The organism is Massilia sp. UBA6681 (assembly GCF_002454935.1).
Classification (GTDB): Bacteria; Pseudomonadota; Gammaproteobacteria; order Burkholderiales; family Burkholderiaceae_D; genus Telluria; species Telluria varians.
The window spans coordinates 1-12,459 of the sequence record NZ_DKJX01000116.1 but is presented as its reverse complement, the minus strand read 5'-3'; the positions used below and the strand labels follow the sequence as shown (position 1 = coordinate 12,459).

At 67.0% G+C, this 12,459-nt stretch carries 9 protein-coding genes, 1 tRNA gene and 1 pseudogene; 5 read left to right on the top strand and 6 right to left on the bottom strand.

Translation table 11 applies throughout. The features are described from left to right. Both B2R83_RS21530 and B2R83_RS21525 read left to right on the top strand, forming a co-directional pair. Window positions 1-189: pseudogene (locus tag B2R83_RS21530) on the top strand (sulfite exporter TauE/SafE family protein); the annotation flags it as partial. Window positions 190-213: 24 nt separating this feature from the next. Next, a complete protein-coding gene (locus B2R83_RS21525) occupies window positions 214-915 on the top strand; it encodes an MBL fold metallo-hydrolase (protein ID WP_292044839.1) in 702 nt (233 codons plus the stop codon). Between the two features lie 57 nt (window positions 916-972). Here B2R83_RS21525 and B2R83_RS21520 read toward each other — a convergent pair. The 5 genes from B2R83_RS21520 to B2R83_RS21500 all read right to left on the bottom strand — a co-directional run bounded on the left by B2R83_RS21520 (window position 973) and on the right by B2R83_RS21500 (window position 6,462). Further along, a tRNA-Ser gene (locus B2R83_RS21520) sits at window positions 973-1,062 on the bottom strand. Window positions 1,063-1,122: 60 nt separating this feature from the next. Then, window positions 1,123-3,180, bottom strand: coding sequence for a putative bifunctional diguanylate cyclase/phosphodiesterase (locus B2R83_RS21515; protein WP_292044837.1), 2,058 nt, complete (start codon window positions 3,178-3,180; stop codon window positions 1,123-1,125). A 1-nt stretch (window position 3,181) separates the two neighbouring features. After that, a complete protein-coding gene (locus B2R83_RS21510; RefSeq protein WP_292044835.1) occupies window positions 3,182-4,354 on the bottom strand; it encodes an EAL and HDOD domain-containing protein in 1,173 nt (390 codons plus the stop codon). A gap of 108 nt (window positions 4,355-4,462) precedes the next feature. Then, window positions 4,463-5,101, bottom strand: coding sequence for a response regulator transcription factor (locus tag B2R83_RS21505; protein WP_292044834.1), 639 nt, complete (start codon window positions 5,099-5,101; stop codon window positions 4,463-4,465). Then, window positions 5,098-6,462 (bottom strand): cache domain-containing protein, encoded by a 1,365-nt coding sequence (locus B2R83_RS21500; protein WP_292044832.1) that lies wholly within the window; start codon window positions 6,460-6,462, stop codon window positions 5,098-5,100. Before B2R83_RS21500 ends, B2R83_RS21505 begins: the two co-directional genes overlap by 4 nt. A gap of 349 nt (window positions 6,463-6,811) precedes the next feature. Here B2R83_RS21500 and B2R83_RS21495 point away from each other — a divergent pair, with 349 nt between their 5' ends. After that, window positions 6,812-8,878 (top strand): carbon starvation CstA family protein, encoded by a 2,067-nt coding sequence (locus B2R83_RS21495; RefSeq protein WP_292044831.1) that lies wholly within the window; start codon window positions 6,812-6,814, stop codon window positions 8,876-8,878. Beyond that, the gene (locus B2R83_RS21490; RefSeq protein WP_152571087.1) at window positions 8,878-9,084 is read left to right on the top strand and encodes a YbdD/YjiX family protein; all 207 of its coding nucleotides are present in this window, start codon (window positions 8,878-8,880) and stop codon (window positions 9,082-9,084) included. The genes B2R83_RS21495 and B2R83_RS21490 overlap by 1 nt, the downstream gene beginning before the upstream one ends. A gap of 66 nt (window positions 9,085-9,150) precedes the next feature. Here the strand turns inward: B2R83_RS21490 and B2R83_RS21485 are convergent, their stop codons facing one another. Continuing rightward, window positions 9,151-10,188 (bottom strand): FkbM family methyltransferase, encoded by a 1,038-nt coding sequence (locus B2R83_RS21485; RefSeq protein WP_292044828.1) that lies wholly within the window; start codon window positions 10,186-10,188, stop codon window positions 9,151-9,153. Between the two features lie 283 nt (window positions 10,189-10,471). Between B2R83_RS21485 and B2R83_RS21480 the strand changes: the two genes are divergently transcribed. Continuing rightward, a partial coding sequence (locus B2R83_RS21480) for a hybrid sensor histidine kinase/response regulator (RefSeq protein WP_292044827.1) occupies window positions 10,472-12,459 on the top strand: 1,988 nt, incomplete at its 3' end.

The window sequence follows — 12,459 nt, the reverse complement described above, 5'->3', positions numbered from 1 at the left end:
GTGGCCACCGCGGCCGCCCAGGGCGCCATCGACTGGCCGACCGCGGCGCCCTTCGCGGCGGGCGCGCTGGCCGGCATGCTCGGCGGCCGCTCGCTGGCGGCGCGCATTGCCGGACCCCGGCTGCAAAAGGGCTTTGCCCTGCTCTCGGCCCTGGTCGCCCTCGGGATGATCGGCAAGGCCTTCATCTGATTCATTATCCGTAAGGAGAACGTCGTGAACATCAACCCCATCCAGCTGTTCGATACCGAATCCTCGACCTTCACCTACATCCTGGTCGCGCCCGGCGAGTCCGACGCGGTGATCATCGATCCGGTCGAGCGCCATTGGGAACGCGACCTGCGCCACCTCGAACGTCTGGGCCTGCGCCTGCGCTACGTGCTCGAAACCCACGCCCACGCCGACCACGTCACTTCAGCCGGCCGCTTGTGCGAGAAGACCGGCGCGCTGGCCGCGGCGCCGAGCGGCTGCGGCATCCTGCCGGCTGAACTGCAACTGAACGACGGTGAACTGATCCGCTTCGGCAAGGCAGAAGAGATCCGCGTCCTGCACACCCCGGGCCATACCGCCGGCAGCATGAGCTATGTCTGGCGCGGCAACGTGTTCACGGGCGACACCCTGCTGATCGACGGTTGCGGACGGACGGATTTCCAGAGCGGCAGCGCGGATGCGCTGTACGACAGCGTCCATGCCAAGCTGTTCGCGCTGCCGGACGACACCCGCATGTGGCCCGGTCACGACTACAAGGGCCAGTCGGTATCGACGATCGGCTGGGAGAAGCGGCATAACGCGCGCCTGGCGGGCCGCAGCCGCGAGGACTTCGTGCGCCTCATGGGTGAACTGAATCTGCCCAAGCCGAAGCTGATCGACGTGGCGGTGCCGGCCAACCAGAACCTGGGATTGCCGCATGGGGCGTGAACGCCATGCGGTAAACGAAAAAGAGCTCCAGGATATGGAGCTCTGCCTCGGAATGCTTGGCGGAAGCGGTGAGATTCGAACTCACGAACGGGTTCCCCCGTCGGCAGTTTTCAAGACTGCTGCCTTCAACCACTCGGCCACGCTTCCTGTGAAGAACCGGCATTATACATAATTCATCAATGCCGGGCAGCGAATCTGCTTACTCACTCAAGCCACCAGCAGCCAGTTCTCCCGCAAACAGCGCTCGAAGTCCACAGCCGGCAGCGGCTTGCTGTACAGGTAACCCTGCACCTCGTCGCACCCCGAGGCGCGCAGGAAAGCCAGCTGCTCCAGCGTCTCCACACCCTCCGCGATCACGCGCAGGCCGAGCTGCTGCGCCATGCTGACGATGGTCCCCGCGATCGCGCAATCGCTCGGATCATCCGGGATCCCGAAGGTGAATGAGCGGTCGATCTTGAGGGTATCGATCGGGAAGCGCTTCAGGTAGGACAGGCTCGAATAGCCGGTGCCGAAATCGTCCAGCGACAGCGCCACGCCCAGCTGGTGGATGCGGTCCATGATCGCCGTCACCCGCTCGAAATCGTGCATCAGCGTGCTCTCGGTGATCTCCAGCTCCAGCCACGAAGGATCGAGCTGGTAGCGCGCCAGGGTGTCCGCCACGCGCTCCGGCAGCGACGCCGTGAATTCGCGCGCCGACACGTTCACCGCCAGGCGCAGCGGCGCCACGCCCGCGCGCTGCCAGATCGCGGCCTGGGCGCAAGCCTGCTCCAGCACCCATTCGCCCACCTGCACGATCAAGCCGGTGCTCTCGGCCAGCGGAATGAATTCGCCCGGGGGCACGATCCCGCGGGTCGGATGGACCCAGCGCACCAGCGCCTCGGCGCCGACGATGCGGTCGGTGCCGAGCTCGAACTTCGGCTGGTAGTACAAGGTCAGCTCGCCGTTGCCCAGCGCCTGGCGCAGCCCGGACTCGATGCGCATGCGTTCCTGCATGCCCTGGTTCATGTCCTGGCTGTAGAAGGCGACGCTGCGGTCCGGGTTGGCGTCCAGCTGCTTGGCCCGCTCCATCGCGATGTCCGCCAGCCCGAGCAGGGTCTCGGCCTCGCTGCCGTCCTGCGGGTAGACGCTGATGCCGATGCTGGCGCCCACGCGCAGGTCGTGGCCGCCGATCAGGAAGGGCGCATCCAGGGCTGCCTGCAGCTTCTGCGCCACGGTGGTGGCTTCGAAGTGCTGGCGGATGTCGAACAGGCCCACGGCGAATTCGTCGCCGGACAGGCGCGCCACCACGTCTTCGTCGCGCAGGGTCGCGCGGAAGCGCTGGGCCGCCTGGCGCAGCAGTTCGTCGCCGATTCTGCGCCCCAGGGTATCGTTGATGCGCTTGAAGCGGTTCAGGTCGATGAACAGCACGCAGCCGGCGGCTTCGTTGCGCTGCGCGACCATCAGGGCCTGGTCGACCAGGCGCGCGAACAGGGTGCGGTTCGGCAGGCCGGTGAGTTCGTCGTAGTAGGCCAGGTGGTGCAGCTGTTCCTCGGCCTGCTTGCGTTCCGTGATGTCGGTGAGGTAGGCGATCAGGCCGATCGGGCGCTCCGCCAGGTCGCGCAAGGGCGACAGCGACAGGCTGGCCCAGAACACTTCGCCCGATTTCTTGCGGCGCCGCACTTCCATCATGCGCCCGCCCTGCTCCGCGAAGCTGTCGTGGAAGCCTTCGTCCTCGTCGGCGTACAGGAACAGGATGTTGCGGCCGATCGCCTCCAGCGCGGTGTAGCCGAACAGTTCCTCGGCGCCGCGGTTCCAGCTGGTGATGTAGCCCATCTGGTCCATGGTCAGCACCGACTCGTGGATCTGGTCCAGGATCTGCGACTGGTGCGCGAGCTGGGCTTCCATCTGCGCGTAGGCGTGGGTCGAGCGCACCGCCAGCGAATGCACCTGCAGCAGCGAGGCGGTCAGGTGGGCCAGGCCGGCCAGCCGGCGCGCATCGTCGCTGGTGTAGGCGTCGCGGCCCGCCACTTCATAGACGCCGAATTGTTCCGACGCCCCCGCCACCACCTGGCGCAGCACCTGGAAGTTGCCCTGCAGGCCGCCGACGCCGGCGCCGGGCAGGAAGCGCCCGACCGGGCTGCCCAGCAGCGCGCCCGCAATGCGGCCCAGTTCATCGTAGAGGGAGGCGCCGCGCAGGCGCAGGACGGCGTCGCCGGCGGCGGTGGTGGCGCCGAGGAAATCGATTGATGCGTCGAGTGATGCGTCAATCGCGACGAGCGCCTGCATGTCAGACATTCCGTCCTACCTGGATCGCCCAGTGATAGGCGTTCAACTGGCTGTTCCACCAGCCGGCGGGGTCGATGCCCGCCGCGTCGAGGGCTTGCCGCGTGGGGTGGGTTTCCGTCAGGCGCAGCCAGGCGCCGAGTTCCCCGCTGCGCGTCAGCAGCGCGCCGGATACGTGTTCCGGCAGGTTCAAGTCGGCGACGATATCCGCCATCGGCATGTGCAGCAGCCGGTCCAGCAGCGAGAACACACCGGTCATGAAGGCCAGGTCGCAGGCGTCACGCTCTCCTCCGCCCTGCTTGCACAATGCCTCCAGTTGCGCCGCGCGGCGCGCCGCCAGCGGCAGCAGCAGGTTCGGCAGCCCGTCGGCCTGCTGGCGCGCATACAGCAGCAGCTGCAGCCAGCGCTGCAGTTGGCGCCGGCCGAGCAGGTTGATGGCCTGGTTGAAGCTGGTGATCTGGGTGCTCACTGCAAAGGCGGCCGAGTTGACCAGCTTGAGCAGGTGGTAGGACAGGGTCGGGTCCTGCTTGAGCTGCTGCTCGAGTTCGCGCGAATCGGCATCGCGCGACAACAGGCCGAGCAGGGTCAGGATGCGGCGGCGCGAACTGCCGTCCGGCCTGGCGTCGCCGGCGAGCAGCGGGTCGTAGGGGTAATCGCCGCTGAACCAGTCGAAGCCGGCCATCTCGCTCTGGGTGAAACTGGCGGCGCTGTCGACGCGGCGCGCCAGGTGCGGGCCGAACAGCGCGGCCAGCCGCCCTGCCGGCGCCGGGTCGCGGGCGCAGTCGCGGGCGATGGTGCGCAGCGCCGGCGGCAGCTTGACGCCTTCCTGCGGGGTGCCGTCGAGCCAGAGGCGGTAGCCGAGTTCGTGCAGTTCGGTGAGGCGGCGCGCGGCGCCATCCTCGAGCAGGGCCTGGGCGGCGATGACGAAGCCGATGCGGTTGGCCGGCATCGTGGCCAGCACGGGCGGGCTCAAGACGGCCGGATGGTCGAGCATCAGGAGAGCGTCGAGCGGGGCGATCGCGGCCAGCAGGTCGGGGGGGCCGAACACGGCCTGCAGTCGCTGCGGCAGGTCCGCGCCGCCTTCGACCCGCAGGCAAAGCGCTACCCACTCGTTCTGCCCATTGGCGACCGGGTCGATTGCTACCAGCGGAAACGAGTTGGGGTCCGGCTCGGCCATCTTTATGCTTTCAATGCTCAGGCTCTGAGTAATATTCGGTCAATCTTATTCGACGGATTATCAGAAAGCAACATCTTTTATTTCTTTATGGATACTTAATGCTCATACTTATGTGTAACCGCGGTTTTCGGCGCGCTGGACCGCGAAACGGATCAGTTCGGCCTGCCCTTCGATGCCGAGCTTGCGCTTGATATTCAGGCGGTGGGTTTCGACGGTGCGCACCGACAGTTCGAGCGCGCGGGCGATCTGCTTGTTCGACTGGCCGCCGGCGATATGCTCCAGGACTTCCTGCTCGCGCGCGGTCAGGAGCTCGCTTGACGCCGCCGGGCTGGCCAGCTGGCGCGCCAGCGCGGCGCTGTAGTAGATGCCGCCGCCCATCACGGTGTCGATCGCCAGCACGATGTCCTTGCCCGGCGCATCCTTCAGCACGTAGCCGCGCGCGCCGGCCTGGATCGCCTGCGTGACGTATTCCGGCTTGTCGTGCATCGACAACACCAGCACCGCCACGCCGGGATAGTGCTGGAGCAGGCGCGCGGTGGCCTCGATGCCGCTGCCGCCCTTCATGTTGATGTCCATCAGCACCAGGTCGGGCTGGCAGGCGCCGGCCTGCTCGATGGCTTCCTGGCTTGATCCGGCCTCGCCCACCACGCGCAGGCGCGGCGCCGCTTCCAGGCGCGCGCGCAGGCCGTCGCGCACCAGGGGGTGGTCGTCCACCAGCAGGATCCTGATTTCCGAAGCTTCACTCATGTCTGCTCTTCCACATCGATGCTGGCCACCACACGGGTGCCGAGCGGCGAGGAATCGATCGCCAGCCGCCCGCCGATCGCTTCCATCCTTTCCATCATGTTGCGCAGGCCGATGCCGCGCTGCGGGTGCTGGGCGATGTCGTGGGCGTCGAAGCCGCCGCCATCGTCGGCGATCTCCAGGCTCAGGCAGCGGCCGCGCCGCACCAGGCGCATCTCCACCTGGCGCGCGCCGGCATGGCGCTCGACGTTGGTGAGCGCCTCCTGGGCGATGCGGAACAGCACCGTGCCGGCCATCTCGGGCAGCGCGTCCACCGGCCCTTCCGCGCGGAAGCGCACCGGCGTGCCGCTGTGGCGTCCGAACTCGCTGGCCAGGTAGTCGAGCGCCGGCGCCAGGCCGAGGTCATCCAGCAGCGTTGGGCGCAGGTCGTGCGAGATGCGGCGCACCTCGCCCAGCACCGATTTCACCTGCTCCACGGTGCGCTCGAGCGCGCCGCGCGCCTGCTGCTGCTGGGCCGCGTCGCCGTCCAGGCGGATGATGCCCGCCTCCAGCTGCAGCTTGACCGAGACCAGCGCCTGGCTGATCCCGTCGTGCAGGTCGCGCGACAGGCGCGCCCGCTCTTCTTCCTGCGACTCTACCACGCGCTGGGCCAGCGCCTTGAGCTTGGCGTCGGCCACGCGCAGCTCGCGCAGGTTCAGCACCAGGCCGCCGCTCGCCACCGCCAGCGAGGCCAGCACGGCCAGGCCGGCGATCCACAGCAGCGTCTCGCCGATGTTCCGCGACTGCTGGGCATCGACCTGCGCCAGCGCGGCCTCGACGTCGTCCAGGTAGATGCCGGTGCCCATCATCCAGCCCCAGTGCGCTACCGGCACCACGTAGCCGAGCTTGGGCGCCTGCCGGCTTGAGGTTGGCTTGGCCCAGGTGTAGCGGTGGAAACCGCCGCCGGCGCGGGCGCGTTCGATCAGGCGCTGGATGGTCGGCACGCCGTTGGCGTCGACCCAGTTCCACATCTCGGTGCCGACCAGCTCGGGCTGGCGCGGGTGCATCAGGCTGCGGCCCTGCATGTCGTAGACGAAGAAATAGCCGTCGTCGCCGAAGCTCAGCGAACCGAGGATGCGCTTGGCCTCTTCCTGGATGGCCGGATCGGTGCGGCCGGAGCGCACCAGGTGGCCGATCGACTGCGTGGCCAGGGCCACGTAATGGCGCAACTCGGCTTCCTTGCTGGCCAGGTAGGCCTGCTGGATGGTGGCGCGCTGCTGCCGGGCCAGCTCGGCGGCCTGCTGGCGCACGAACAGGGCGATGGCGCACAGGGCCACGATCAGCGGCCCGATCGCCAGCACGATGACCTTCTGCCTTAACTTCATCAGGTTCTGTTTTTGTAGGGTGGGCGGGTCTCCCGCCCACGCGGTCAACAGGTGGAATCATCGTCCGCGGCATTTCTGCGGTAACTATCACCGCGTGGGCGGGGAACCCGCCCACCCTACGGTAAGCGACATACTGTTCTTGACTGATTTCCAGCACACATTTTAAGGGGGAAACGGAACCGCTGCCGGGGTCGCCTTCTACGTAGTACTACGCAGGTACTGCGTAATGGTGCGCTTGTGGCGCTGATATTCGTGCAACATACTCTCCGGTACGCTGTCCAAAAAACCGCCGGTCGACACAGTACGCCACCGGCCACAAGAAGTAGTCAATCCACCTCGGAGGAGCACCATGAAAAGCATGTCGAGCGCGCTCGGCTGGATCGCATTGTCGGTCCTGGGCGCATTTTCGCTCGGTTTCATCGCCGTCAAGCAAGGCGAGACCATCAACGCGATCTGGATCGTCGCAGCAGCAGTCTGCGTCTACCTGATCGCCTACCGTTTCTACAGCAAGTTCATCGCCTACAAGGCGCTGCAACTCGATCCGAAGCGCCAGACCCCCGCCTACAAGTACAACGACGGCCTGGACTATGTCCCGACCAACAAGTACGTCCTGTACGGCCACCACTTCGCCGCGATCGCCGGCGCCGGCCCGCTGGTGGGTCCGGTGCTGGCGGCCCAGATGGGCTACCTGCCGGGCATGATGTGGATCCTGGCAGGCGTCGTCTTCGCCGGCGCCGTCCAGGACTTCATCGTGCTGTTCATGTCCACCCGCCGCGACGGCCGCTCGCTCGGCGACCTGATCAAGTCCGAAATGGGCGAGATCCCGGGCCTGATCGCGCTGCTGGGCACCTTCATGATCATGGTGATCATCCTGGCGGTGCTGGCGCTGATCGTCGTGAAGGCGCTGACCCACTCGCCGTGGGGCAGCTTCACCGTGCTGGCCACCATCCCGATCGCGCTGTTCATGGGCCTGTATTCGCGCTACGTGCGCGTCGGCCGCATCGGCGAAGTCTCGGTCATCGGCTTCGTGCTCCTGATGCTGGCCATCATCGGCGGCCAGTGGGTGCACGACTCGCCGACCCTGGGCCCGATGTTCGACTTCACCGGCACCCAGCTGACCTGGATGCTGATCGGCTACGGCTTCGTCGCCTCGGTGATTCCGGTGTGGCTGCTGCTGGCGCCGCGCGACTACCTGTCCACCTTCCTGAAGATCGGCACCATCGTGGCGCTGGCGATCGGCATCCTGATCGTCGCCCCGGACCTGCGCATGCCGGCCGTGACCAAGTTCATCGACGGCAGCGGCCCGGTCTGGTCGGGCAACCTGTTCCCCTTCCTGTTCATCACCATCGCCTGCGGCGCGGTGTCGGGCTTCCACGCGCTGATCTCCTCGGGCACCACCCCGAAGATGATCGAGAACGAGACCCACGCCCGCTTCATCGGCTACGGCGGCATGCTGATGGAATCGTTCGTGGCGATCATGGCGCTGGTGGCGGCGTCCACCATCGACCCGGGCGTGTATTTTGCGATGAACAGCCCGGCCGCGGTGCTGGGCACCACCGCACAATCGGCTGCGGCCGCGGTGTCGCAGATGGGCTTCGTGATCACCCCTGAAACGCTGGAGCAGATGGCGAAGGACGTCGGCGAGAACACCATCATCTCGCGCGCCGGCGGCGCCCCGACCCTCGCCGTGGGCATGGCCCACATCCTGTCGAACGTGGTCGGCGGCCAGGCCATGATGGCCTTCTGGTACCACTTCGCGATCCTGTTCGAGGCCTTGTTCATCCTGACCGCGGTGGACGCCGGCACCCGCGCCGGCCGCTTCATGCTGCAGGACCTGCTGGGCGCGTTTGCACCGTCGCTCAAGCGCACCGAGTCGCTGCCGGCCAACCTGCTGGCCACCGGCCTGTGCGTGGCGGCCTGGGGCTACTTCCTGTACCAGGGCGTGGTCGATCCGCTGGGCGGCATCAACACCCTGTGGCCGCTGTTCGGCATCGCCAACCAGATGCTGGCCGGTATCGCGCTGATGCTGGGCACCTGCGTGCTGTACAAGATGAAGCGCGCGCAGTACGCCTGGATCACGGTCGTGCCGACCCTGTGGCTGCTGGCCTGCACCCTGACCGCCGGCTGGCAGAAGATTTTTGCCGCCGACCCGAAGGTCGGTTTCCTGGCCCACGCCGACAAGTTCCAGGCCGCGCACGACGCCGGCACGGTGCTGGCCCCGGCCAAGACCATCGAGCAGATGGAGCGCATCATCTTCAACGACTACGTCAACGCGACCCTGGCGGGCTTCTTCATGTTCGTGGTGCTGGCGGTGCTGGTGTATGGCGTGCGCACCGTCATGGCTGCGCGCGCAAGCAGCAGCCCGACGGCGAAGGAGACCCCGTACGTCGCAATGGCCAACCCACAGGTGCAATGATGTTCGGCGCTCTGCTGGAGGCTGGCAAGGAAGCAGGCAAGTACCTCGGGCAGAGCATGCGCCTGATGGTCGGCCTGCCCGAGTACGACACCTACCTGGCGCACATGGAACGTACCCATCCGGACCAGACGCCGATGACCTACGAGGAGTTCTTCCGGGAGCGCCAGGAAGCGCGCTACGGCGGCAAGCGGGCTACCTGCTGCTGAAGGCTGCATGAATGAGGAAGAGACCCCACAGGGTCTCTTCCGGGACCCGACAGGGTCCCTTCGCTTTTATCGCCTGGCGGGAAGGCAGACCAGGTTGATGGGCGCCGTGATGTCGTCGAAGCGGTGGGCGTCGGCCGAACTCACCTTGTCGCCGGGGCTGCCGTCGGCGGTGAAGACCGTCATGGCATAGCCCAGCTGTTCCAGCATCGCCACGTAGCCGGGGCCGGAGATGCCGCCGATCTCGCGCAGCGAGCGCGGGAAGAACTCGGTCAGGATGACCGGCGCATGCTCGGCAAGCGTCCTGGCCGCGCCCCGGATGATGTGCGGCTCGAAGCCCTCGACGTCCATCTTGAGGAAGCGGATACGGCGCTCGTAGTCGACCGAATCGAGCGGCCGGATGCGGATGCGCTCGCCGCGTGCATCGGCCGAGATGTAGGAACTGCCGGGATTGGTCGCGTGGGAACTCAGGTGGAAGGAGCCCTCGCCTTCGCTCGCACCCAGGCCTTCGTTGTGGAGGGAACAGCGCGTCTCGAAGCCGTTGGCCCGCACGCTGCGCGCCAGCATGTCGAAGGTAGTGCGCATCGGCTCGAAGGCATACACGCGGCCGCTCTCGCCCACCGCCCTGGCGGCCTGGATCGCGAACACGCCGATGTTCGCGCCGGCGTCGATGACGCCGTCGCCTTCGCCCAGCCAAGACAGCATGAAGTCGACTTCGGCGTTTTCCCAATTGCCGTGCAGGACGCCGAACGACACGAAACCGTCGAACAGGTTCACCCATATCTGCAGGCCGCGGTAATCGGTCATGACCCATTTTTCATGGGGCCACAAACCGAGCTTGTCGCGGATATCCCAGCGAAACCGGGGCGAATCGAGCATCCTGAGCGCGACCTGGTGGATATTGTCGCAAGCCAGGTAGTCGTCGAGCGGCGTCAGCCCGTCGCACGGCCAGCCGAACAGGGCCGTATGAACGATATTGATCTGGTCGATCAAAGGCAGGGACGCCGGCGCCACGGCCTGCGGCGCCATAGCGGGGCCGCCCTGCTCGTCGGCTTGCCGCTTGCGGGGAAGCTGCAGGTTGTCGAGGATGCGCGTGGTCAGGTTCATGCTGGTTCTCCTGGTCGTCGTGGCGGACCGGTCCTGCAGCGGTCCAAACGCACCGAGTCTAGGCGCGAAGGCGGCGTCGGTTTTAGTGAAGATCAGAAGTGCACGATGAAAGCGTGGCCGGTCCGCGCACGCTGCGTGCGGATTTGCCCTACGTACATTGACGTCCGTCAACGCTACCCCACCCCCTTGAACGTATATTTTTTTCTTGCGGGAATTTGCATTCCGCAAAGGAAGCCCTGCGTCGTCCGGCGCCGGGCTGCTCCGACGTGCCTGCGGGATCAGAATGCCGAACTTCGAGCGCTCCAGCCTGAACCAGAAGCTGACCATCATCTCGCTGCTCTCGACCGCGACCGCACTGCTGTTCGTGTTCGCAGCCTTTGTCGCGACTTCGGTGGCGAACCATCGCAAGGACGAGGCGATGCAGCTGCAGACCTTCGCCCAGGTCATCGCGGCCAGCAGCGCCGACTACCTGCTGCTGCGCGACCGCGCACGCGCCAGCAATGCGCTTGGCGCGCTGGCGGCCAAGAGCGACATCGCCTCGGCCGTCCTGTACGACCGCAACGGCAAGCCCTTCGCGCTCTACCTGTCCGCCAGCGACAGCCCTACCGAAGACCTGGTCCCGCCCGAGGCCCTGGACGGCATCGATGCCGAGACGCTGGGCGCCGCCAATGCCGGGGGCCAGGTCCTGCTGTCGCGCCGCATGCGCCTGTACCTGCCGGTGATGGCGGGCGAACTGCAGGTGGGCGTGGTCATGATCGAGACCGACCTGGTCGAGACCTGGATCGACATCCTCGCCGGGCTGGCGGTGATGGGCCTGGCGATGCTGGTGTCGCTGGGGGTCGCGGTGGGCATGGCCGGCCGCTTCAAGCGCAGCATCGCCGAGCCGGTGACCAAGCTGATCCAGGCCGCGCAGAAGGTCTCCACCAGCCAGAACTACAGCCTGCGCATCGCCCACCAGCGCACCGACGAGCTGGGGCAGCTGATCGACAGCTTCAACACCATGATGGCCCAGATCGAGGACCGCGGCGCCGCCCTGCTGCACCACCGCGACGAGCTGGAACGCCAGGTCGGCGTGCGCACCGAGCAGCTGGAAAAGGCCAAGAATGCCGCCGAAGCCGCGAGCCGCGCCAAGAGCGCATTCCTGGCCACCATGAGCCACGAGATCCGCACCCCGATGAACGGCGTGCTCGGGATGACCGAGATGCTGCTGGCGACCCCGCTCACCGAAGCCCAGCGCAACTACACCACCCTGGTCAAGCGCTCGGGCGAGCACCTCCTGGTGATCATCAACGACATCCTCGATTTTTCCAAGATCGAGGCCGGCAAGCTGACCATCGAGTACATCAATTTCAACCTGTGGGACCTGCTGGACGACATCCACAACGTGTATACCCCGCAGGCGGCCGGCAAGGGGATCGGCTTCGACTTCGACATCGCCAACGACATCCCGGTGGCGATCTGCGGCGACCCGAACCGGCTGCGCCAGATCATGGCCAACCTGCTCGGCAATGCCATCAAGTTCACCGATGAAGGCCGCATCCTGGCGCGGGTGCGCGTGGCCGGCGAGGACACCCAGTCGGTCATGCTGCGCTTCGAGGTGCACGACACCGGCATCGGCATCTCGCGCGAAGCGCGGGCGCGCCTGTTCGAGGCCTTCTCGCAGGCCGACGATTCGACCACGCGCCGCTACGGCGGCACCGGCCTCGGCCTGGCGATCTCGAAGCAGCTGGTGGAACTGATGGGCGGCGCCATCGGCGTCGACAACGCGCCCACGCGCGGCTCGATCTTCTGGTTCACCGTCAGCTTCGACAAGCGCCGCGTCGATCCCGATGCGCCCGGCCACCGCGAGCACACGCTGGAGGGCCTGCGCGTGCTGATCGTCGACGAACAGGAGGAGCCCCGCGAAGACCTGGCCCAGCAGCTGCGGGCCTGGCGTGCGTCCGCCGATTGCGCCGCCAGCGCGGCCGCCGGCTACGAGCGCCTGCTGAGCGCGGCCAGGAGCGGGCGCCCCTACGACGCCGCCGTCATCGACATGGAAATGACCCACACCAGCGGCCTGGCGCTGGCGGCATCGATCAAGGCCGATGCCGGCGCGCGCGTCACCCACCTGGTGCTGGTCAGTCCCGAGCGCCTAGCGGCCGATCCGGTCCAGCGGCGCGCCGCCGGGGTCGCCTACCAGCTGGTCAAGCCGGCGCGCGCGGCCGACATGTATGCCTGCCTGGCCGCCTGCGCGGCGCGCCTGCATGCGCCCGGGCCCGCATCGGCGCCGGC

What these genes read in the sequence shown, in the direction of transcription:
- B2R83_RS21515 (WP_292044837.1), bottom strand. Translation starts at nt 3,180, where the DNA reads ATGCAGGCGCTCGTCGCGATTGACGCATCACTCGACGCATCAATCGAT.
- B2R83_RS21510 (WP_292044835.1), bottom strand. Translation starts at nt 4,354, where the DNA reads ATGGCCGAGCCGGACCCCAACTCGTTTCCGCTGGTAGCAATCGACCCG.
- B2R83_RS21505 (WP_292044834.1), bottom strand. Translation starts at nt 5,101, where the DNA reads ATGAGTGAAGCTTCGGAAATCAGGATCCTGCTGGTGGACGACCACCCC.
- B2R83_RS21500 (WP_292044832.1), bottom strand. Translation starts at nt 6,462, where the DNA reads ATGAAGTTAAGGCAGAAGGTCATCGTGCTGGCGATCGGGCCGCTGATC.
- B2R83_RS21495 (WP_292044831.1), top strand. Translation starts at nt 6,812, where the DNA reads ATGAAAAGCATGTCGAGCGCGCTCGGCTGGATCGCATTGTCGGTCCTG.
- B2R83_RS21490 (WP_152571087.1), top strand. Translation starts at nt 8,878, where the DNA reads ATGTTCGGCGCTCTGCTGGAGGCTGGCAAGGAAGCAGGCAAGTACCTC.
- B2R83_RS21485 (WP_292044828.1), bottom strand. Translation starts at nt 10,188, where the DNA reads ATGAACCTGACCACGCGCATCCTCGACAACCTGCAGCTTCCCCGCAAG.